At 55.3% G+C, this 22,832-nt stretch carries 15 protein-coding genes and 2 pseudogenes; 10 read left to right on the top strand and 7 right to left on the bottom strand.

Annotated elements, in window-relative coordinates:
- The first annotated feature begins 20 nt into the window (after positions 1–20).
- The 4 genes from bcsA to ACK83U_RS23390 are packed head-to-tail and all read left to right on the top strand — an operon-like array spanning position 21 to position 8,159.
- Entirely contained in the window at positions 21–2,210 is a 2,190-nt protein-coding gene (gene bcsA / locus ACK83U_RS23405) for a UDP-forming cellulose synthase catalytic subunit (RefSeq protein ID WP_112611555.1), read from the top strand.
- The gene (locus ACK83U_RS23400) at positions 2,210–4,705 is read left to right on the top strand and encodes a cellulose biosynthesis cyclic di-GMP-binding regulatory protein BcsB (protein WP_112611557.1); all 2,496 of its coding nucleotides are present in this window, start codon (positions 2,210–2,212) and stop codon (positions 4,703–4,705) included. Before bcsA ends, ACK83U_RS23400 begins: the two co-directional genes overlap by 1 nt.
- Positions 4,702–5,751 carry a glycosyl hydrolase family 8 gene (locus ACK83U_RS23395; protein ID WP_112611559.1) on the top strand — a complete coding sequence of 350 codons (1,050 nt, stop codon included), beginning with the start codon at positions 4,702–4,704 and terminating at the stop codon, positions 5,749–5,751. Before ACK83U_RS23400 ends, ACK83U_RS23395 begins: the two co-directional genes overlap by 4 nt.
- Complete coding sequence (locus ACK83U_RS23390) at positions 5,742–8,159, top strand: cellulose synthase (RefSeq protein WP_412475015.1); 2,418 nt, start codon at positions 5,742–5,744, stop codon at positions 8,157–8,159. The genes ACK83U_RS23395 and ACK83U_RS23390 overlap by 10 nt, the downstream gene beginning before the upstream one ends.
- Positions 8,160–8,356: 197 nt before the next feature.
- Here the strand turns inward: ACK83U_RS23390 and ACK83U_RS23385 are convergent, their stop codons facing one another.
- From ACK83U_RS23385 to ACK83U_RS23370, 4 genes and pseudogenes are all read right to left on the bottom strand, one after another.
- The gene (locus tag ACK83U_RS23385; protein WP_412475030.1) at positions 8,357–8,974 is read right to left on the bottom strand and encodes an IS630 family transposase; all 618 of its coding nucleotides are present in this window, start codon (positions 8,972–8,974) and stop codon (positions 8,357–8,359) included.
- Positions 8,917–9,300, bottom strand: coding sequence for a helix-turn-helix domain-containing protein (locus ACK83U_RS23380; protein ID WP_412475012.1), 384 nt, complete (start codon positions 9,298–9,300; stop codon positions 8,917–8,919). The genes ACK83U_RS23385 and ACK83U_RS23380 overlap by 58 nt, the downstream gene beginning before the upstream one ends.
- A 151-nt stretch (positions 9,301–9,451) precedes the next feature.
- Positions 9,452–10,399: pseudogene (locus ACK83U_RS23375) on the bottom strand (IS630 family transposase).
- 209 nt (positions 10,400–10,608) lie between these two features.
- A protein-coding gene (locus ACK83U_RS23370) for an IS5 family transposase (RefSeq protein WP_246712240.1) occupies positions 10,609–11,369 on the bottom strand; the annotation gives its coding sequence in 2 pieces (ribosomal slippage) (positions 10,609–11,042 and positions 11,042–11,369; 762 coding nt in all).
- A 141-nt stretch (positions 11,370–11,510) separates the two neighbouring features.
- Here ACK83U_RS23370 and ACK83U_RS23365 point away from each other — a divergent pair.
- From ACK83U_RS23365 to ACK83U_RS23350, 4 genes are all read left to right on the top strand, one after another.
- Positions 11,511–12,634, top strand: a protein-coding gene (locus ACK83U_RS23365; protein WP_412475014.1) for an IS3 family transposase whose coding sequence is annotated in 2 segments (ribosomal slippage) — positions 11,511–11,763 and positions 11,763–12,634 — 1,125 coding nt in all. Because the reading frame shifts where the segments join, the coding sequence is not laid out codon by codon here.
- 169 nt (positions 12,635–12,803) lie between these two features.
- Positions 12,804–15,572, top strand: coding sequence for a glycosyltransferase (locus ACK83U_RS23360; protein ID WP_162708099.1), 2,769 nt, complete (start codon positions 12,804–12,806; stop codon positions 15,570–15,572).
- Between the two features lie 184 nt (positions 15,573–15,756).
- Positions 15,757–18,093 (top strand): glycosyltransferase, encoded by a 2,337-nt coding sequence (locus tag ACK83U_RS23355; protein ID WP_112611052.1) that lies wholly within the window; start codon positions 15,757–15,759, stop codon positions 18,091–18,093.
- A gap of 14 nt (positions 18,094–18,107) precedes the next feature.
- The gene (locus ACK83U_RS23350) at positions 18,108–18,929 is read left to right on the top strand and encodes a polysaccharide pyruvyl transferase family protein (RefSeq protein ID WP_162708098.1); all 822 of its coding nucleotides are present in this window, start codon (positions 18,108–18,110) and stop codon (positions 18,927–18,929) included.
- 123 nt (positions 18,930–19,052) lie between these two features.
- Here ACK83U_RS23350 and ACK83U_RS23345 read toward each other — a convergent pair.
- A protein-coding gene (locus ACK83U_RS23345; RefSeq protein WP_412475013.1) for an IS3 family transposase occupies positions 19,053–20,152 on the bottom strand; the annotation gives its coding sequence in 2 pieces (ribosomal slippage) (positions 19,053–19,900 and positions 19,900–20,152; 1,101 coding nt in all).
- A 210-nt stretch (positions 20,153–20,362) separates the two neighbouring features.
- On the opposite strand from ACK83U_RS23345, the gene ACK83U_RS23340 reads away from it, so the two are divergent.
- Both ACK83U_RS23340 and ACK83U_RS23335 read left to right on the top strand, forming a co-directional pair.
- Positions 20,363–21,166, top strand: a complete 804-nt coding sequence (locus ACK83U_RS23340) for an ABC transporter permease (protein ID WP_246712283.1) — start codon at positions 20,363–20,365, stop codon at positions 21,164–21,166.
- A gap of 84 nt (positions 21,167–21,250) precedes the next feature.
- Positions 21,251–21,596 (top strand): annotated as a pseudogene (locus ACK83U_RS23335) (helix-turn-helix domain-containing protein); the annotation flags it as partial.
- A 142-nt stretch (positions 21,597–21,738) separates the two neighbouring features.
- Here the strand turns inward: ACK83U_RS23335 and ACK83U_RS23330 are convergent.
- Together ACK83U_RS23330 and ACK83U_RS23325 are read right to left on the bottom strand one after the other, a co-directional pair.
- Positions 21,739–22,356, bottom strand: coding sequence for an IS630 family transposase (locus ACK83U_RS23330; RefSeq protein WP_412475030.1), 618 nt, complete (start codon positions 22,354–22,356; stop codon positions 21,739–21,741).
- Entirely contained in the window at positions 22,299–22,682 is a 384-nt protein-coding gene (locus tag ACK83U_RS23325) for a helix-turn-helix domain-containing protein (RefSeq protein ID WP_412475012.1), read from the bottom strand. The genes ACK83U_RS23330 and ACK83U_RS23325 overlap by 58 nt, the downstream gene beginning before the upstream one ends.
- Positions 22,683–22,832: the final 150 nt, after the last annotated feature.

Raw genomic sequence — 22,832 nt, 5'->3', positions numbered from 1 at the left:
ATACCTTTGAAGGAACACCAATGCAGACTGCACGCAGCATCTTGATATGGGCCGTGATAGCGCTCTGCGGGATCATTCTGATCACGTTGCCGGTCAACCTTCAAACGCAGCTGATTGCCAGCACCGTCGTGGTCACTCTGATGGCGATCATCAAGATCCTCAAGCGGCAGGGAACCTGGCGGCTGGTGGCCCTCGCCTTCGGCACCGCCATCGTGCTGCGTTATGTCTATTGGCGCACATCCTATACGCTGCCGCCCGTCAATCAGCCGGAAAACTTCATTCCCGGCCTGCTGCTCTACCTCGCCGAAATGTACAACGTGGCGATGCTGATGCTCAGCCTCTTCATCGTCGCCACGCCGCTACCACCGCGCACCAACCGCGCTTCCGAAACCAAGAACTTCCCGAGCGTCGATGTCTTCGTGCCGTCCTACAATGAAGACACCAATCTTCTGGCCAACACGCTTGCCTCCGCCAAGGCGATGGACTATCCGGCCGACAAGCTGAGGGTGTGGCTGCTTGACGATGGCGGCACCTTACAGAAGCGCAATTCGACGAAGATTTTGGAATCGCAAGCGGCAATCGCCCGCCATGACGAACTCAAGCGGCTCTGCGTCGATCTCGATGTCGAATATCTGACGCGCGACCGCAACGAACATGCCAAGGCGGGCAACCTCAATAACGGCTTGGAGCATTCGAACGGCGACCTGATCGCCGTTTTCGATGCGGACCATGCGCCCGCGCGTGATTTCCTGCGCGAGACCGTCGGCTACTTCGAGGATGACCCGAAGCTCTTTCTGGTTCAGACCCCGCATTTCTTCATCAATCCGGATCCGCTGGAGCGCAATCTGCGTACGTTCGACAGCATGCCGAGCGAGAACGAAATGTTCTACGGCATCATCCAGCGCGGTCTCGACAAGTGGAATGCCGCCTTCTTCTGCGGTTCGGCCGCCGTGCTCAGCCGCAAGGCGCTGCAATCGCAAAATGGCTTTAGCGGCGTCAGCATCACGGAAGACTGCGAAACCGCCCTTGCGCTGCATGGCGCTGGCTGGAACAGCATCTATGTCGACAAGCCGCTGATTGCCGGCCTGCAGCCGGCGACTTTCGCAAGCTTCATCGGCCAGCGCAGCCGCTGGGCGCAAGGCATGATGCAGATCCTGCGCTTCCGCTTCCCGCTCTTGAAGCGCGGTCTGACGCTGCCGCAGCGGCTCTGCTACATGTCCTCGACGCTGTTCTGGCTCTTTCCGTTTCCGCGCGCCATCTTCCTGTTTGCACCACTCTGCTATCTCTTCTTCGATCTCGAGATCTTCACGGCATCGGGCAGCGAGTTTCTCGCCTATACGCTTGCCTATATGCTCGTGAACTTGATGATGCAGAACTATCTCTATGGATCGTTCCGCTGGCCCTGGATTTCCGAGCTCTACGAATATGTTCAGACGGTACATCTGTTGCCGGCGGTGATCTCGGTCATGCTCAATCCCCGCAAGCCAACCTTCAAGGTCACCGCCAAGGATGAGTCCATCGCCGTCAGCCGACTTTCGGAAATCAGCCGTCCGTTCTTCGTCATCTTCGCCGTTCAGGTCATCGCGCTGGCGGTCACCATATACCGCATCTATGCTGAGCCCTATAAAGCGGACGTCACGCTCGTCGTCGGCGGCTGGAACATCATCAACCTAATCCTTTCCGGCTGTGCGCTCGGCGTTGTCTCCGAACGCGGGGAGCGCGCCTCTTCACGGCGCGTGCGGGTCGATCGTCGCAGCGAATTCGGGATCGACGGACGGTGGAACTCTGCTTCCATCGAGGACGTCTCCGTCCACGGCGCCAGGCTGAACGTCTTCAACAAGGATCTGGAGCCGGTCAAGGTCGGCTCGGAAGCGACCATACGCTTTCAGCCCTATAGCGGCGCCGAAATGGTGACCTTGTCGATTGTCGTCCGCAATATCGAACAGATGGGAGATATCACGGCCATCGGCTGCCAATATATTCCGAAGGGTGCTGCCGACCACCGCCTGATTGCCGATCTCGTCTTTGCCAATTCCGATCAATGGACGAAGTTCCAGCAGGCGCGGCGGCGCAATCCCGGCATCATCCGCGGGACCTTCTGGTTCCTCAGCATGTCGCTTTATCAGACCAGCCGCGGCCTGCTCTATCTGTTCAAAGGCGTGGGCTCCGATCGCACGCAGCAACGGCAGGATGCGAAGGCGAGAAGCTGATGAACCGCACCTTCCCCATCCTCCTGCTTCTCCTCGGCGCCGTTACGGCACAGGCGCAGACAGCGCCGTTTGACATGTCCGGCGAGCGGCCAAAGGGCGAAGCGCCGACAGTACCTCAGATCATTATCCCGCAAACTGCCGCGCCGCAGATGGAGTCCCCGAAAACAGTAGCGCCTCCGGCTACCGCTCCTCAAGCCGTCGCACCACAGGTCGCGCCGCCTCTGGTCATGACGCCGCCGGCCACTACGCCGCAAACACCGGCGCCAAAGGCCGTCCCGCCTGTTGCTCCCATGCAGACAACGCCACAAGCGGCATCGAAGACGAAGCAGGCGACCGCTGGCAACGACGTATCGGCCTTCCGGCGCTATGTCGTTCCCTTCGCAAAGCTGCGATTGGAGGGCGAGGCCGATCGCAAGTCCTGGTCGATCTATCTGACGCCTGAGCAGGCGGCAGCCCCGGCAAAACTCACATTTGCCTATCAGAATGCAGTTGTCGTCGCCCCGGAGGCATCCCAGATCACCGTTCTGGTGAACGACCGCGCCGTTCATCAGCAGCAGATCGGCTCCTCGGACAACGAGTCCGATATCAGCTTCGACATTCCGCGCGGGCTCCTGCAGCCCGGCGCCAATCTCCTGACCTTCGAGGCGACGCAGCGCCACCGCGTCGACTGTGATATTGCGTCGACCTACGAGCTATGGTCCGACATCGATCCCGCTAGAACCTATCTCAGCTTCGCCGGCCGCGACGCAGAAAAACTGTCGACGACCGATGCCATCCGTGCAATCGGTGTCGACGGCACCGGCAAGACGCAATTCAATCTCGTCGTACCGGCCCTGGCTCAACCAGAGACGACCAAGCCGATCCTGCATCTGGCACAGGGACTGGCACTTCTGAGCGGAATGCCGAACCAGGCCTTTTCATTCGGCGCAGATGCCCTCCCCGCGCCCGGCCCGGGCAAAATGACCGTGGTCGTCGGCACGCCGACAGAGCTGCAGCCTATCTTTGCTGTTCCGGCCGCAGCACAAAGTGGCGCGCTCGCGACCTTTGCAACGGACCCTCGCAGCGGTCAGCAGCTTCTCCTTATCAGTGGTCCATCCTGGCAGGCAATCGCGTCTGCGGTCGACATGGTCGTGTCGCCGACCGAACGCGCGCCGGGCACCCGTCGAGATCTGCTGGTAACACAACGATGGTCCGCACCCGACGCGCCGCTGATCTATTCGGGCACCAGCCTTTCCTTCGAACAGCTGGGCGTCAAGACCACAGAATTCTCCGGCCGGCGTTTCCATACCAGCTTCAACGTGGCGATCCCCTCCGATTTCTATGCGAATGCCTATGGCGAGGCGACCATCCTGCTGGATGCGGCCTATGCCAAGGATGTGCGGCCGGGCAGCCACATCGACATCTATGTCAATGGCAGCATCGCCACGACCAAGCCGATCACGGCGACCGGAGGCGGCATCTTCAGGCAATTGCCCATCCGCATCACGATGCAGCATTTCAAGCCGGGACTGAACAACATCACGCTTGAAGCCATGTTACTGGCCGATGAGGATACCGCCTGCGCGCCTGCCGCGACATCGAGCATGACGCCGCGATTTGCACTCTTCGACACGAGCCAGTTTACGGTGCCGGATTTCGCGAGGATCGCACAGCGCCCGAATCTGGCGGCTCTCACCGGCACAGGCTACCCCTACAGCCGCGAGACCGAGCCCGCCGCGCTCTTCATCGACCGCCCGGATGCTGACACCTTGTCCGCGACCGCAACGCTCCTAGGCCAGATGGCACTCACCGCCGGTCACCCTATCCCTTTCGAACCGACCGCCTCGCCGAATACCGTCGGCACCCGTAGTGCGCTGTTCATAGGATCCGTTTCGCAGCTGCCGTCGACAATCCTTGCGCAAATGAACATCTCCGCTGCGAGCCAGGTCGCCTGGCGTCCGCCCGCCCCTGGCCAGGGCAATATACCGGAGGCTTCGGTGACGATTGCCGATTGGCGCACGCGCATCAATGGCGGGATATTGCAGGGGCAGATGCAGAACTTCCAGCAATGGATGCATCGCAATTTTGACATTACTCTGAGCTCGCTGCGCTTCATTCCCAGCTCCGAACAGATGTTCACACCATCGAACGCAAATAGCTTCCTGATCGCCCAGGAGGCAAATCCGACCAATGACGCAACCTGGACCGTCGTCACCGCGCCCAGCGCCGGAGACCTGCGGGCAGGCGCCGAGGCGATGAGCGCGCAACATGCCTGGTCGCAGATCGGCGGTCGCATAACGGTCTATTCCGGCAAGACGGGGAAAATCGATACGGTGCCCGTAAGCCGATTCAGCTTTGTCGTCTCCCAGCCCTGGTCGCTGACAAACTATCGGCTGATCGCCGCAAACTGGCTTTCCAGCAACATTTTGTCCTACGCCTTGCTGTTCGTGATCGGCTCCTTCCTGCTCGGCGTAAGCACGGCAAGTGTTCTTTCCAAGATCGGCAGGCGCGAATGAAGCTTCGGCGCCTTGTTCTTGCTATCTGCAGCGCGGCCATTATGACGGCAGCGCAACCGGCTGCCGCTCAACGAGCGGCAATCGATCCGCAGGCCTGGGCTGCCTACAAGGCGAAATTCCTCGATGTGAATGGTCGCATCATCGACAACGGCAATGGCGGCATTAGCCATAGCGAGGGGCAAGGATACGGCATGCTGCTTGCCTACCTGGCCAACAATCCGGCCGATTTCGAACAGATCTGGTATTTTACCCGCACGGAGCTGTTGCTGCGCGATGACGGTCTTGCCGTCTGGAAATGGGATCCGGCCGTCATCCCGCATGTAGCGGACACGAACAATGCTTCGGATGGCGATCTGCTGATTGCTTACGCACTAGCCCTGGCGGGATCGGCCTGGAACAATAGAGATTATCTAAAGACGGCCGCAAGCATGGCGAGATCCATCCTTGCTCATCTTGTCATCACGTCCGCAGGGACGACGCTGCTTATTCCAGGCGCCGAAGGTTACCGGCAACCGGGGCGTAAGGATGGGCCGGTCATCAATCCATCTTATTGGGTCTTCGAAGCGATCCCCGTCATGGCGCTGCTGGTGCCTTCCGATCGCTGGCAGAAGCTCAGCAACGACGGCCTTGCCCTGCTGCGCTCCCTGCAATTTGGCCCGCGCAAGCTTCCCGCCGACTGGGTAAGCCTCAAGTCGAAACCGGAACCCGCGGACGGCTTCGAAGCGGAATTCGGCTATAATAGCGTCAGGATCCCGCTTTACCTGGCTCGCGCCGGGATCGACGACAAGGCGCTGCTTTCACGCCTCCAGCAGGGAATGACCGTCGCGGAGGATGAGCCTGCCACGATCGATCTGGCGACCGGCAAGCCGAAGGACCTGCTTCCCGACGTGGGTTATAGAATTGTTAACGATGTTGTGGCGTGTGTGGTGAGGGGTACGAAACTGCCTGCTTCGGTCCGGCAGTTCACCCCATCGCTTTACTATCCGGCCACCTTGCAGCTGTTAAGCCTGGCTTTCGTCACGGAGAAGCATCCGGAGTGTTTATAAAGTCCACCTTGATCATGGCTTTCATGGCCGTCGCCGTGGCGGGGTTCACGCTCGTGACGAAGGATCACGATTCGCCGGAAGACAAGATCAAGCTGGCAAAGTCGGCACGTCTCGAGCCGCAGGCGATGCTTGCCGCCGATAGCTCGGCCGGCGGCAGCTCCGGACAGCCCGCCGACTTGCAGGCGCTCGCCGATCATATACAGGCGGCTGCGCCCTCGGCGGTTCTCTCCGACACTCCCGCGAAGTCGGCAAATACGACCGCCGCGGATTCTGTGGCGCAAACCTCGCCGGAACAGTCACAGCCGCAAACTACGCAGCCAACATCACCTCAGCAGTCCAACCCGGCACAAGCTGGCGATAATCAACCGAAGGTCGATGAAAGCGCATTGCGCTATTTTGCAAGCCGGGGCGACAAGGCGCGACTGCAGGCCGAAATCTCCCGGCTGCAGGCGCTCTACCCGAATTGGAGGCCACCTGCAGATCCGCTGGCCATACCGCAAAATAGCGACAAGCAGCTCGAGGCCATGTGGCAGCTCTATTCGGAGGGCCGCTACGCCGAAGTGCGCAAGGCCGTCGCCGACCGACAGACTAGCGAACCCGGCTGGCAGCCGCCTGCCGATCTGCTGGAGCGGCTCGATATCGCGGAAGCCCGCACCCGGCTCGTCAACGCGTCCGATCTGAAGCAATATCAGACCGTGATCGACATCGGCGCGAGAACGCCGAGCCTGCTGACCTGCAGCGATATCGATGTTCTCTGGCGGGTCGCCGAAGCCTTTATCAGCACCGATCGTGCCGCTCGCGGCCAGGACGCCTATAAATATATCCTGAGAACCTGCACGAATCCGCAGGAAAGGCTTGCGACCATCCAAAAGGCGGCGGCTCTGCTGCCCTATCAGCCGATGCAAGACCTTTTGGCTCTCGAAAGGCCTGACGGCAATGGCGGGCGGGAATTCGACGGCATCAGGATTGATCTGGCCCGCCGTTTCGTCGCCCAGGGCAATGACGATCCGAAACTGGTGGTATCGCGGGATTATCTCTCCCAGGTCGAGCGTGTTGCCCGAAGCCAGGGCCTTGCATCCGATGACGCACTCCTCGGCTGGTATTATTTGCGTCGCGGCAACTACCCCGATGCCGAGCAATGGTTCAAAGCAGCGCACGAGAAGGAAGATTCGGCAACGATCTCACAGGGTTTAGCACTGGTACTGATCGCCGATCGCAAGCCGCAGGAAGCCGAAGACGCCATGTATAAGTGGCGCAATGAATCCAAGGATGCGATGGCAACCTACCTTGCGGCGACCGCCAATCTGATCGCGCTGCAACCGCCGGCCAACCTCAGTGAAGATGTCCTAGGCCGCATCGCCGCGGAGGTCGTGAAGCAGAAATACGTCCCGACAGCCCAGCAGTTCGGGTGGTTTGCGCGCTCGATGAACCAGCAGCAGGCAGCTGCTCGCTGGTTCGAGACCGCTTTGCGCTGGAAGCCGGACGACGAACCCTCCGCCTATGGCCTTGCCATTACCCGCAATCAGCTGAACGACCGGCAGGGTGTTGCCGAAGTTCAAAGACTATGGGCCGGTCGCTCCCAACGCATCGCCGTGCTCGGCGAGCCGGCGCCTCGAACGCCGACGTCAGAACCGCTGCCGTCGCCCAACCAAGCCGGACAGTCCGCACCACAGGCTCCGCCTCAAACATCGATGCAGCAAGGCGCAGCGCAGAATGTGCTCCCCCCAATCTCCCAGGCAGCACCTCAGCCTTCGATGACACGGCCCTATGTCAATGCGCAGATGCCCGACCAGCCGATCGCGCCCGCCCGCAGTGCACCATCCCAGATTTATGCTGAACCACAGGCCCGCGCCCGGGTCGCCACCCGCTCGCCACGCAAAACGGCAGGATGCAAAACCACCGTGAACGCGCAAGTGCTGACGCCTAGTAACGCTCTTTCCCGAGGCTGGTGCCTGATGAACCTGAATCGGCCCATGGAAGCAGTGGAAGCCTTTGGCGTCGCCTTGAACAGTGCGGATCCGAAGTCGCGCGAAGAGGCAGCCTATGGGCAGAGCTTGGCCTATTTGAGAGCTGGCCTTGCCAACGATGCGTCCGTTGCCGCCACCAAGGCGCCGATGAACCACCAGCGCGCGGCCGAATTACAGGTCGCCATCCTGGCCGACCGTGCTCTCTCGGCCTTTGAGGGCAAGCGCTATCACGAGGCTTTGCTCTATCTCGATCAGCGAGCCCAACTGCAGCAGGAACGCGTCGACCTGATGGTCCTGCGCGGATACTGCTATCTCAATCTGAAAATGTACGACGACGCCGAACGCATCTTCACTGCCGTCGCCGCAACCGGCAGCCGCGACGGCAGCCGTGGCTTGCGGGATCTGCAGCTTACTCTACATCCGCCGCGAGGGGAGTATTGAGTTCGTCAAAAGGCTGAGCGGCCGTCAGCCAAACTTCTGTTACTGGCTGCCAATCGTAGAAATTGCTTTCTTGATGTCGTAAAGGTCGACGGATCGGCCGACACCAAGTTGTCATTATTGCTGAGGCTGACCCAGGAAAGGCATCTTGCGATTTCCGTTCAGAATGGATGGAAAAGATTACCTAGAGCACGTCCATTTTACTCGGGGTCATATCCGCATGCCATGAAGTAGTTGGCGCATTCTTGGGGTTTGAAGAGCGCAACGATCTCGCCGACTGTGTCCCATAGTGCTTCGACGGTGCGCTTTGCTCTGGCTCGCAGGAGCGCTTTGAGCTTGGAGAAGGCCTTCTCGATGGGGTTGAAGTCCGGGCTATAGGGTGGGAGGTAGAGTAGCTGGCAACCGGCCACTTCAATAGCTTGCCGCACGCCTTCGGCTTTATGCGCAGGCAGGTTGTCCATTACAATAATGTCGCCGGGTATCAGTGTTGGTACGAGAACCTGTTCGACATAGGCTCGGAACGCTATTCCATTCATTGCGCCGTCGAGCACCATAGGCGCAGTCATCCCCGACAGCCTCAACGCACCGGTAAAGGTCGTCGTCTTCCAATGGCCGTGCGGGATCGCAGCACGACAACGTTCTCCGCAAAGAGACCGTCCGCGAATCCGGGACATTTTGGTGCTCAAGCCGGTCTCATCGATGAAGACAAGCCGGTTGGGATCGAGATCGAGTTGACCCTCGAACCAGTCCCGACGGCGCCTCAGGAGATCTGGGCGTTCTTGCTCCAGTGCATGTGCGGTCTTTTTTTGAACGTCCAGCCGCGCTTGCGCAGCCAGACATCGAGACCGCTGCGACCGATGGAAACTGTCCTCTCTTCGGCCAACCTCAGAACCATCTCGTTGAGGGTGATGTCTTTTTCCTCTTCGATCATACCCACGATAAAATCCTCGTGGACATCCAGGCGTGAGCCGCCGCGCCGTCCTTGCTTCGCCGGCGTCATTTGGCCCTGCCGCGCGCTGGCAATCCAGGCGATGGCCGTTGACACACCGATCCCAAACCGGGCCGCCGCCGATCGCACCGACATTCCATCATGTGACGCCGCCAGAACGCGGCTGCGAAGATCATCGCTGAAAGCGCGGGTCATATTGCCTCCGACCAAATCACCAGTCGGACAATGGAATCAGAAATCAACGGACAACGGAATCCTCAATCCGATTCCGCGTTCAATGGACGCGCTCTAGTGTGGAGAATCCGTCGAGCCGAGCTGTGAACGTGCCCCGTCAAATTAGAGCGTTTCATGTTTTGTTTGAAGCGTATCCGGCGTTGACAAGATAGTTGTTGCACTCGTCTGGACCGATTGTCTGGACGAGCGAGCCGAGATATTGCCAGGTTTCATCGATGGTACGCATTTGCCTTTTCGCATCCAATGCTTGATCTTGGCGAAGGCCTGCTCGATAGGATTGAGGTCCGGTGAATAGGGCGGCAGAAACCAGAGCCTCGCACCGGCTGCCTTGATCAACTGGCGTATCTGCGCGGATTTGTGGCTGCCCAGATTGTCCATGACGACGATGTCGCCTGGTCGCAGCGTCGGGACGAGTTGTTGCTCGACATAGGCCTTGAAGCATTGGCCATTGATCGGGCCGTCGAAGACGCAGGGTGCGGTGAGACAGTCGGCCCGGAGCGCGCCGACGAAGGTCAATGTGCGCCAATGACCATGCGGAGCAAAGCCACGCAGGCGCCTACCCTTGACACCCCAGCCGCAGAGCGGCGCCATATTGGTCTTGATCCAGGTTTTGTCGATGAACACGAGCCTTCGGGGATCAAGTCGCGTCTGCCATGACTGCCAGCGCTTGCGCCGACGGACAATGTCAGTGCGCGCCTGCTCAAGGGCAAACATCGTTTTTTTTGAAGCGCAGCCCCTCGCGGCGCAGGAAACGCCAAACGGCGTCATGCGAGACAATGACGCCTCTGACCGCCAGTTCGTCCTTGAGACCATGCAGGCTGATTTGCGGGCTCTGCGCAATCCGCTCGGCTATGAAAGCGCGATGTGGTTCCAAAAGACGTTTGCGATGCCCTCCCATCTGACCGGGCGCGACCGAACCGCTGCGGCGATACCGCTGCGACCACTTCACCACAGATGAGACCGAGACACCAAACCGAACCGCCACCGAGCGGCAGCTCTCTCCCGCCGCTACAGCGCCCACGACACGTTCACGCAGATCATTCGAAAGAGGTGCGACCATCGATGCTGACCTCCTCTCAGCCAGCATCTTGAATCACATTCGACAGCAAAAGGGAATCTGCGATTCTAACAAAATCAGAAGCGCTCTAGAGCGGTTTAGTTTTTCACGGAATCTCTAAGCCGCTCTATCTCTTTGTTTTAATGCAATTCCGGACGGAAAACCGCTGCGCACTTTTCCTGGAAACGCTCTAGGCTGTGGTGACGATTTAACTATGTGAGCCAGATTGTAATTGCAGCGATGATGACGAAACCTCTGAAGTTGACGAGGAGTTTGTCGTATCGGGTAGCCACGCGACGGAATTGCTTGAGCTTTGCAAAGAAGCGCTCCACGAGGTTGCGTTCCTTGTAGAGGCGCCAATTGCAGGCATGCGGGCGTCGTCGCTGGGGTCGTGGTGGAATGACCGGAACAGCGCCAGCGTCCAGAATGGTGTCGTGGAAGTGTTCGGCATCATAGGCTCTGTCGGCGATGACGTGGCCGGGATTGAGGCCATGGAGCAATTCCTTGCCATAAATCACATCGCCACGGTGTCCCGGTGCAAGTACGAAGCGCACCGGTAGCCCCAAAGCATCGACGACGGCGTGGATCTTGGTGCCTAGCCCGCCGCGTGAGCGGCCAAGGCCCTGGGCGTCCGCTCCCCCCTTTTTCGCCGGGCGCCAGCGGCTTGAGGCTGGGCACGGATGGAGGTGGAATCGATCGAGACCCAGTCAAGGTCCGCTTCTCGCGCTAACGCCTCGAACAAACTTTCGAGGACACCCATCTCGATCCAGCGGTAATAGCGGCGCTTGACGGTCTGGTAGTCGCCATAGCGTTCGGGTAAATCACGCCAACGTCCACCAGAGCGGGCCATCCAGACCAGTGCCTCGACGAACCGCCTGTTGTTGGAGCGCGGACCACGACGCCCCTTGCGCCCTCCTGGCACAAACGGCTCGATCCGAGACCACTGCTCCGCACTGAGCCTATCGATATCCATGACCGACCTCCAAAAGTCAGTCTTGAATCTGATTTGCTCCCAATGGGGAATCCCAAACCCTTAAATCGTCACCACAGCCTAGGCCATTCGGACCTGGAATTTTCCACTTATGATCCCTGTTGGGAAGAAGAGGAGAATTCGATGAAGGCCTCGAAGTTTTCGGAAGCACAGATCGCATTCGTATTGAAGCAGGCAGAGGACGGTACGCCGATCGGTGAGGTCTGCCGCAAGGCGGGAATTTCGGACGCGACCTTCTACAATTGGCGCAAAAAGTATGCCGGCCTGATGCCGTCAGAGATGAAGCGTCTGCGGCAGCTCGAGGAGGAGAATGCCAAGTTGAAGCGGATCGTGGCGGACCTGTCATTGGACAAGGCCATGCTCCAGGACGTGCTGTCAAAAAAACTCTGAGGCCTGCCCGCAAGCGCAAGCTTGTCGACACGGTCAAAGCGGACTGGAAGGTCTCGGTACGGCGCACATGCGCGGTTCTGAAGATCGACCGGTCGCTTTATGTCTACAAGTCCAGGCGCGGCGAGCAGGCCGAACTGAAGCTGAAGATCAAGGAGATCTGCCAGACACGGGTGCGCTATGGCTATCGCCGTGTCCATATACTGATCAGGCGTGATGGATGGACGGTCAATCCGAAGCGGATCTATCGTCTTTACAAGGAGATGGACCTGCAAATGCGCAATAAGGTCCCCAAGCGGCGGGTCAAGGCGAAGCTACGGGCCGATCGCACGGAGGCGACCCATTCCAACCATGTTTGGGCCATGGACTTTGTCCACGACCAGTTGGCCACGGGTCGCAAGATCAGAGTCCTGACGGTGGTCGATACCTTCTCGCGCTTCTCGCCAGCAGTCGATGCACGCTTCAACTATCGAGGCGAAGACGTGGTCCAGACGCTTGAGCGGGTATGTCGGCAGGTCGGTTATCCCGCCACCATTCGGGTCGACAACGGCAGCGAATTCATCTCCCGAGACCTTGATCTATGGGCCTATCACAAGGGCGTCGTGCTCGACTTCTCGCGGCCAGGCAAGCCGACCGACAACAGCTACATCGAAAGTTTCAATGGCAAGTTCCGCGCCGAGTGCCTGAACGCTCACTGGTTCATGAGCTCACGCCATTGCGCCGCAATGGCGGATGACGACGCGCGGGCAAAGATGGAGGATTGGCGTAGAGACTATAACGAATTCCGGCCACACAGCGCGATCGGCAACAAGGTGCCGATTTCGCTGATAAACGGCTCATCGGCACCCCCGCCGAACTGAGCCTTAACCCGGAAAATTCCAGCTCCCGCTGCCCCAAAATCGGGGTGCACTTCAAAACTTGAACAGAGCTAACTTATAATCGCGGACATCAAGGGGAGCAGGCCACTTTTAGCCTCTACGCCCGCGCCCGCGTTCCTCATACAATGAGCAACCTTAGACATTGCGGCAGTTGAATGAGAATAGTACAACCCCAGAGTATTTTCACTGCCGCGTTCGTGCGGCATCAGATGCTAATTTGGTTGTAAATGTTGGTGGGCGTGTGAGAATTTGTTTGATAACTGACGCCTACGATGGTGCAAGCGCGCTTGGTGATCTTGGTTCGGGCTTTCGAGGATTGGCGACGTTGCTTGCCGCCCAATCGCACGATGTAACCGTGCTCGTAACGGATCTCTCTCAGAACGGGGACGCAATGACGCACCCGACCCATATTGCGGCAAATCTTAGATTGGTTTTTCTTTCTGACGTGGCTCGAGCTGACGCAGCGATGATTCAACCGATGCTCGCACCATCCAAGGCCTATGCGGTATATCGGTATCTATCAATGATGGATTTCGACGTTGCGCATTTTTTGGACCGCGGCGGCCTCGGCTTTTATGCTGCCGTTGGGAAAGTGCAAGGACGCATTAGAACGCTTATCGTTACACATGTTACGGGGCCGACACGTTGGAGGCGCCGTTTGACACTTGATTTGCCAGACATCGAGACTCTAGAAACTGAAACTTTGGAAAAAGTCCAATTTGAGAATTCGGATCTTGCGATTACTTCAACCGAAAGTGCAGTCGGATGTGTGACAGAGCTTGGTTGGAAATTACCGCGGCTCCTGCGTTTAGATCGGGTGCCGTCCTTTCGGCGATATATAAATCTTAATGGGAAACTCGTTACAAAGGCTATTGAGCCAGGGCAAATGAAGGAACTCGTTTTTTTCGGATCGCAGGACCGAAGTAACGGCTTCGAACTATTCATTGATATCGTGCGTCAAATTAGATGCTGTAAGTCGCTTGATTTAACGCTTATAGGACGTCATAGGCGGACCTCCGGCGAACTGAGTGCATCTCGGCTATTGCGAAAGCTCACGGAGCATCGCGGTCATATTCGTTTTTTAAATGATATAGGATATGAGGATTCAGTACGATGGCTTGCTAACCGGACTGGAGTTCTCTGCATATTTCCTTCGTCGGAGAGAATTAACTCAGCTGGCATTGATGAATGTTTTTCACTCGGTATACCCTTCATCGCCGGTGACATGGCCGCGGCACGTGAGTTAGTTGATGCAGCAAGCTTCGAGGCTTGTCTCGTTCCACTAACTGCGAAAGATTTTTCCAAGGCAATAGAGAGCGCGATCGAAAATGGGATGCCGGCGCTACAATCGACACTTCAGCCGAAGAAAATATGCGAGCACTGGAGCAGCCTTTATTCGGATGAATTGATAGAGACCGTCTGCGACCAAATTACTGATGAGCCTCTGGTTTCCATATGCATAACACACTATGATAGGCCCGCTCTGCTACAGCGTGCGATTGACCACCTGGCGGTGCAGACATATAAAAACATCGAAATTATCATCGTTGATGACGGCAGTAGTAAAGCGGAGTCAATTGAAAAACTTGGTGAGCTCAAGAGAGCAACCTATCGTTTCCCTCTTACCATTATCTATTCGGATAACAGATATCTTGGCGCTGCTCGCAATCTTGCCGCACGCCACGCCAAAGGGGAATTTTTATTATTTCACGACGATGACAACTACGCGGAACCTAATGAGATTGAAGTCTTTGTTCAATCAGCTCTTCGTACGGGATGCGAAATACTGACTAGCCAATGCTGGATTGTACACGAGGAGGACGGCAGCGACGGGGAGCCAAGAATTGAAAGATTTTTCCTTGGTGTGGGAGGCGCCTATTCCCATTTGCAAAATAGATTTGGTGATGCGAACGCTCTAGTTCGTCGCGATACGTTCGAACGGCTTGGCGGGTTTAGCGAAATTGTCAACGTTGGTCTCGAGGACTGGGAGTTTTTTTTACGCGCGCATTTGCGTGGAGTGAAAATCACGGTTGTTCCAGATCCACTATTTTACTACCGCGTTAACCGCCAGAGTATGGTGCATACAGGAGACATATTGCGCAACAGGGAGCGCATATTTTCCGTGTTGGAAGCAGATCACCTGGGTTTCGATTCCGACCTCTCTCGTTTGGCAGCGAAACCAATCATCGAAGCGGAAATTCGCAACCAACTCCTTAGTTTGTTCGAGCACCTTCCAAATGGTGACATTCATACAGAATTGCTCGATCTCGATCCGGCATCAGACCTCATACATGAAAAACTCGCTCTATTGGGACGAGATACCAAATGTCGCACCGGTTCAGAGCCTTCTATTGCCGCGTTGCCAAGCAAAGGCGCGCCAGATGACGTTCCCGTCCTTCTGCTCTCGGGCTGGGCTTTCCTTGTGACTGGTGACTCGTATGTTCCAAAATTATGGTTATTAGACGGAAGATTTTACGAGACTATTAACCTCACGTTCGTAAGACGGTTTGATGTCAATGCTCAGTTTCGGCTTCCGGAACACCTTAAAGTAGGCTTTCACGCCTTTATCCGACCGACTTCAAGCTTAACTTGGTTCCGGCGGCGGCGATCTATTCGGACCTCACTCCGACACCAGATCGCGACATTGGACCGAATTCCAGCGCGTATCCAAGCTCATATCGACGCCGTGGAGGCCTATCGAATGTCTCGATTAGAGCTTCCCACTCAGGATTGGTTCGGATCCGTAAGTATAGAAACAGATAGCAAATCATTCTGCATATTGAGAAATGCGGAAGAATTCATTGCGCCTTCGGTTATTCAACTGGCTTTCCGACATCGATTTGTGCCCCAGGCACCTATTAAGGGATCGCTCTCGGCAATAGTACCATTGCGTGCGGAAACAAGAGTGTGGTTTGACTAGCGGTGTCGTTACCATGATGAGTTTTCGCTTGCAATTTGAATAGGACATTGGCAATGACAGTTCGTCATGGTTGCAATCTGCAAGCTAAATATCGCTCGGCAATCTCCTCTAAAAAACCGGGCTAGGTCAGGTGAGGCAATCGAAGCGTGCGCTCAGTTGTAACTTTTTTATACTGGAATTAGACATGAATCGCAGTATTAGAAGTGCTAGGAAAATTGTTCCTGTTCTTGAGAAGAGCGGTTTTTTTGACGGATCTTGGTATCTAGATACTTATCCAGATGTGCGCGCAGCCGGTATGGATCCCGCATTGCACTATCTCTTGCACGGCGCCGACGAAGATAGGGACCCTTGCAGATGGTTCTCAACTGCCGGCTACAAGCGTGATTTCCCTGAGCTTCAACGCTCTGCAGAAAATCCTCTAATACATTACTTACGCTGCAATCAAGCTTCGAAAAAAGCGGCTTCATCAATTGAGCGTGGAAAGACTATATTGGCCCATAATGGAGACGGTATCCCCAAAGTATTTCATAGCGTTTGGTTGAGCGGAGAAGAGGCGCCTGGCCCGTTGCGCTTAGGCGTGGAGAGTTTTTCCAAGTTGCACCCCGATTTTGAAATTCGGAGGTGGTCGCTCGGCGATCTTGACGATGATTCCACTCAATTTCTTCGTGAAGCAATCCAACAGAAGAAATGGGCCTTTGCCACCGACTATATTCGATTGAAGATTCTCTATGAATATGGGGGCGTCTATGCGGATGGCGATGTTTCTTTCTACAGTCGGCTCGATAAATACCTAGGTTACAGTAGCGTCTTATGCTGGGAGACGAATTTTGCTATTGGGCCTCATTTCCTCATGTCAAGACCAAAGAATAAGATAATAGGGCGCCTTTTAGATGTTTACAGGATGCGAAGTCTCTACTTAGGAGACATGCTAGATTTAACGCCGATGCCGGTAATCGTAACGTGGATTTTAACAACTGAATTCGGCCTTCGATTGGACGGAAGTAAACAAGATTTGGGCGATAGTAACATTGTGGAGAGCGAGAACGTATTTACGACGAATTTTAACAACAATAATACGTGCATAGCGGAGCATTTATATTACGGTGGCTGGACGCTGGAGCATGGCGGTTCGTACAAAGATGCGTTGGTTGATATAGCCGCACGCTGGACTAGCGAGAATGCGTCCCCAAACGCGCGCTGGCGTAAGCTTATCTCAACTACCGGGATGGAATGGAGCTACTATTTCCTGAAGAGCGCCGAAGTTGCCTTCCCGGCAATTGCCGAGCTTCCAGAATTGGAGCGGTTCCGCGCTCTTAAAACAAAATTCCTCGGCGGTAGCTTTGTCCGACACCGTGCGATCCTGAAAGCGGTTGAGGCAGCAAATCCACTACGTACAGTATCGCAGTGGCATAGGAAACCTCAAACCAAGACCGAAAGTCACATCCCGGAACGCAAAAGTTCCTCCGATTTAGATGCTGCAACTGAGCTGATACTAAAACGAGATGGATACAAGGTTAATGTCGTCGTACCCATTTATAATGTCAAGGACTATTTGGTCAGATGTCTTAAGTCAATCCAAGCTCAAACGTATGTAAACTTTGAGGCCCTGCTGATTGATGATGGTTCTACAGACGGCAGCTCTGCGATCGCACGAGCTATGTGTGAAACAGATCCGCGATTTAAATACTTTTACAAGCCTAATGGCGGTCTGGGGGATGCGCGCAATTTCTCTATCCAACACTTGAATTCCGATGCTGTTACCTTCGTCGATAGTGATGATTTCCTTTCGTCAGACCATCTGGAAAAACTTGAGGCGAAATTTCACCAGGGCCACGATCTTGCGATCTGTGGTTTTCATCAGACTACGCCCGATGGGCGCATTGTCGAGAGCCGAGAGTTGGCAAAATACTGGGGCGAGGATGATCCAATCATTCACGCGCTCGTGTCTCAATATGAGTGCTACGCCTGGAACAAGATGTATCTAACGGAAACTTTTACCAAGAATGAAAAGGCGCGGTATTCACTTGGTTGGTTTGAAGATCTGGCGTTGACGCCGGCTTTGATTTCCTGCTCCCGCAATCTCGCATTTGTTGACAGTAAGACATACAATTACGTGCAGCGACCAGGATCGATTTTGGCGAATGCGCGGAAGAATATTCAGCGAAATATCGAAATTTTTGATTCTTTGGAAATGCTTCGGCGACATCAGGATCGAATTCCGGAGCAGTATTGGAAAGTTTACATGGATTGGATGGCGCCGCGGCATTATTTTTATTGGCGTGTTGTTGCAATACTTAATGAAAAGTCTCATGGAGTTCGTGTGGCTGCCGCATCCGAGTTTGCACAGAAACTTAATTCCACGGTCCCCAATTGGTTCAGTTCGCCTTATATCGATAAATTCATCCGTGAGCCTGCGGATATGCAACAGCGATTGCGCCGAGAGATGTTGGTAAATGCGTTCAAGGCCAACGACTTAGCCTTCTATGCGTATATTCGCGACCTTCGCGAGTTTGGATTTTAAGGATCGAAACGAATTTGGGTAAGATCTTAAATTTGCATCGGTTGAATTCAAGGAATATAGGCGATCTGAAGTCGTCTCCTTTCGAATACTTTGATATACCTGGTTGGACAGTAGAGTATCGCGATATTCTTGATGCCGTCGATCCTACTTCTCGTGACGGATGGGAGGTAGACTTTGATACCGCGGACTGCGTGGTGATAGGTGGTGGAGGATTATTGGATATTGATTACTTCGCTCCAGCTCTTACTGAAATATACCGTCGACGCAGAAACCAAAAGTTCGTTGTTTGGGGGGCGGGGCACAACCACTACACGGTTGGAGCATGGAATCAGTTGCATCGGAGCGTTGATCTAATTCCTTATAATTATGATCTGATTGGCCTACGTGATGCAGATCAAATTTATCATTGGGCACCTTGCCCATCATGTATGGATCCCGCTTTTGACCGAAGTTATGATATAACCAAAAAATACGTTCTATATAAACACGTAGAAATGGAGCTCAACGAATACATACTTGGGATCCTTCCTGAAAATATTTATATTATTGATAACTATACACCTTTTGATGAAGCGATTTTTTCTCTTGGAAGCGCGGAACTGGTACTAACTAGTAGTTTCCATGGCGCTTATTGGGCAACGTTGTTACGGAAGCGGGTAGTAGCTTTTCCGTTTTCGTCGAAGTTTTATAGCTTTCGACATCAGATTCCACTTTGTGACGTTCGTGATTGGGCGAGATTTGTGGGACTTGCGCGTGCTTATTCAAATGCACTTGCCGAATGCAGGGAGGCAAATATTGTGTTCAGGGATCGTTTTCTCGAGCTATTATCGCGCTGATATCTCGGAATTGCTCGTGACCTTGCCCACAAGTTTTATCCGATTTTGAGTTCGCTCCAGCGTTTTTTTGAGGTGCTCCCCGATTTTGGGCCAGCGGGAGCTGGAATTTTCCGGGGTTAAGGCTCAGCTCGGCGGGGGTGCCGATGAGCCATTCATGAGCGAAATCGGCACCTTGTTGCCGATCGCGCTGTGTGGCCGGAACTCGTTATACTCTCTACGCCAATCCTCCATCTTCAAGCGTGCGTCGTCAAGAGACATGAACCAATGAGCGTTCAGGCACTCGGCGCGGAACTTGCCATTGAAACTTTCGATGTAGCTGTTGTCGGTCGGCTTGCCTGGCCGCGAGAAGTCGAGCACGACGCCCTTGTGATAGGCCCATAGATCAAGGTCTCGGGAGATGAATTCGCTGCCGTTGTCGACCCGAATGGTGGCGGGATAACCGACCTGCCGACATACCCGCTCAAGCGTCTGGACCACGTCTTCGCCTCGATAGTTGAAGCGTGCATCGACTGCTGGCGAGAAGCGCGAGAAGGTATCGACCACCGTCAGGACTCTGATCTTGCGACCCGTGGCCAACTGGTCGTGGACAAAGTCCATGGCCCAAACATGGTTGGAATGGGTCGCCTCCGTGCGATCGGCCCGTAGCTTCGCCTTGACCCGCCGCTTGGGGACCTTATTGCGCATTTGCAGGTCCATCTCCTTGTAAAGACGATAGATCCGCTTCGGATTGACCGTCCATCCATCACGCCTGATCAGTATATGGACACGGCGATAGCCATAGCGCACCCGTGTCTGGCAGATCTCCTTGATCTTCAGCTTCAGTTCGGCCTGCTCGCCGCGCCTGGACTTGTAGACATAAAGCGACCGGTCGATCTTCAGAACCGCGCATGTGCGCCGTACCGAGACCTTCCAGTCCGCTTTGACCGTGTCGACAAGCTTGCGCTTGCGGGCAGGCCTCAGAGTTTTTTTGACAGCACGTCCTGGAGCATGGCCTTGTCCAATGACAGGTCCGCCACGATCCGCTTCAACTTGGCATTCTCCTCCTCGAGCTGCCGCAGACGCTTCATCTCTGACGGCATCAGGCCGGCATACTTTTTGCGCCAATTGTAGAAGGTCGCGTCCGAAATTCCCGCCTTGCGGCAGACCTCACCGATCGGCGTACCGTCCTCTGCCTGCTTCAATACGAATGCGATCTGTGCTTCCGAAAACTTCGAGGCCTTCATCGAATTCTCCTCTTCTTCCCAACAGGGATCATAAGTGGAAAATTCCAGGTCCGAATGGCCTAATTTATTGGGGGCACGTCAACGGGGGCAAGGTCTATCCGCCGGCCAAGAGGAACGGAGGCAGACACTATTGTGGCTACCTTTCCGTTTTCGACCCTACGGTTTATATGGTAGTCCTTTAATTAAGCAATCTAGCGGGATAGAAGGCTAATGAGTGATAAGTATAGATCTGGGAAGCACCCGTTTCTCGAAGCGCTAAAGGCAAAAAGAAATGTTATGGGAGCCGTGATACTTCGCGATATGCGTACCCGTTTCTTCAACCATGGTCTAGGCTTTATCCTGCAGTGCCTTTGGCCTCTTGCTCATATACTTGCGGTCATGGGAATAAATATCGCATCGGGCCGCGCCGCGCCTTACGGAACCCCAATGCTCTTCTTCGCAACCGGGCTGCTTCCCACCCTCACGTTCATCTACATTTCGCGGTTCATGGGACTTTCGGTCGTTATGAACCAACCTATGCTCTCTTTTCCGATCGTGAAAGTTTCCGATATCTTATTCGGGAGAGCAGTGCTTGAAGTAATTGCAGGTTGCGTAACTTTAGTAATAATGTGGGCGCTATTTATCGTGGTTGGAGATTACCCGTATCCTGATCACCCCGCAGATGCGGTTTTAGCTTACTTATCGACAATCTTATTAGCGCTAGGGGTTGGAACAATTGTTGGCGTGGTCACTCAATTTCAGCCAATGTTCGCCACTGTCTACGCGCTAATGACGATCATAATCTACATCTCTTCTGGTGCACTTTTCGTTACGTCAGCATTTCCCGACCAGATTGCTATCCCATTGTCCTATCTCCCTATCGTTCAATGTGTTGAGTGGATGAGAGTGGCTTATTTCGAGAACTACAGCGATAGGATATTGAGCCGAGAGTATTTAGTATGGTTCGGCGTTGCATCACTGATGATCGGCCTACTTCTTGAACGTGGCTTACGGAGAGTTATTGGAGACAGCTAGAGCAGATCCTGCGATCGATGAATCGATTGTGATGTGACGTGGCGCGGCGAAGCTGCTTCAACATCCACAGCGAAGAGGTGGATGATGGCACGAGCACTGAGCGATGATCTTCGGTTACGCGTATTGAAGGCGTCTGCGGCAGGCATGTCCGCACGGCAGGCTGCCGCCCGGTTTTGGGTTGGGATTTCGACGGCAATCCGCTGGATCGCAAGGGCCAGCGATGGTGAACCGACATCAAGGCAGCAAGGTTGGCGAGGGTCCTCGAGCTTGGATGCACACGAGGCGTTCATTGTCGAAATGATCGATGATCGCAAGGACGTGACGCTCGACGAAATGGTGGAGCGTCTGTCTGTGGAGCAGCCAGGTGAGCATTAGCCGGAGTGCGCTTAGTGCCTGGCTGCGAGGCCGCGGAGGGACCTTTAAAACGTATGGCCCGCCTATCTGCAAGAGGATTTTACGGTGTTCTGATCAGTCTGCGTCAACGTATACGGTCTTATGGGTCACACCCATGGCCAAGATGTGCTGACCTGCTCCCCTTGATGTCCGCGATTATAAGTTAGAGCACGTCCATTTTACTCGGGGTCATATCCGCATGCCATGAAGTAGTTGGCGCATTCTTGGGGTTTGAAGAGCGCAACGATCTCGCCGACTGTGTCCCATAGTGCTTCGACGGTGCGCTTTGCTCTGGCTCGCAGGAGCGCTTTGAGCTTGGAGAAGGCCTTCTCGATGGGGTTGAAGTCCGGGCTATAGGGTGGGAGGTAGAGTAGCTGGCAACCGGCCACTTCAATAGCTTGCCGCACGCCTTCGGCTTTATGCGCAGGCAGGTTGTCCATTACAATAATGTCGCCGGGTATCAGTGTTGGTACGAGAACCTGTTCGACATAGGCTCGGAACGCTATTCCATTCATTGCGCCGTCGAGCACCATAGGCGCAGTCATCCCCGACAGCCTCAACGCACCGGTAAAGGTCGTCGTCTTCCAATGGCCGTGCGGGATCGCAGCACGACAACGTTCTCCGCAAAGAGACCGTCCGCGAATCCGGGACATTTTGGTGCTCAAGCCGGTCTCATCGATGAAGACAAGCCGGTTGGGATCGAGATCGAGTTGACCCTCGAACCAGTCCCGACGGCGCCTCAGGAGATCTGGGCGTTCTTGCTCCAGTGCATGTGCGGTCTTTTTTTGAACGTCCAGCCGCGCTTGCGCAGCCAGACATCGAGACCGCTGCGACCGATGGAAACTGTCCTCTCTTCGGCCAACCTCAGAACCATCTCGTTGAGGGTGATGTCTTTTTCCTCTTCGATCATACCCACGATAAAATCCTCGTGGACATCCAGGCGTGAGCCGCCGCGCCGTCCTTGCTTCGCCGGCGTCATTTGGCCCTGCCGCGCGCTGGCAATCCAGGCGATGGCCGTTGACACACCGATCCCAAACCGGGCCGCCGCCGATCGCACCGACATTCCATCATGTGACGCCGCCAGAACGCGGCTGCGAAGATCATCGCTGAAAGCGCGGGTCATATTGCCTCCGACCAAATCACCAGTCGGACAATGGAATCAGAAATCAACGGACAACGGAATCCTCAATCCGATTCCGCGTTCAATGGACGCGCTCTAGTTCTGTTCAGGTTTTGGTCCTTCATGGACTGGGTTGTAAACTCATAAGGGGTC

Origin of the sequence: Rhizobium sp. WW22, assembly GCF_047041135.1 — a bacterium.
Taxonomy (GTDB): Bacteria; Pseudomonadota; Alphaproteobacteria; order Rhizobiales; family Rhizobiaceae; genus Rhizobium.
The sequence above is the reverse complement of the archived record's forward strand: the minus strand, read 5'-3'. Positions and strand labels throughout refer to the sequence as shown.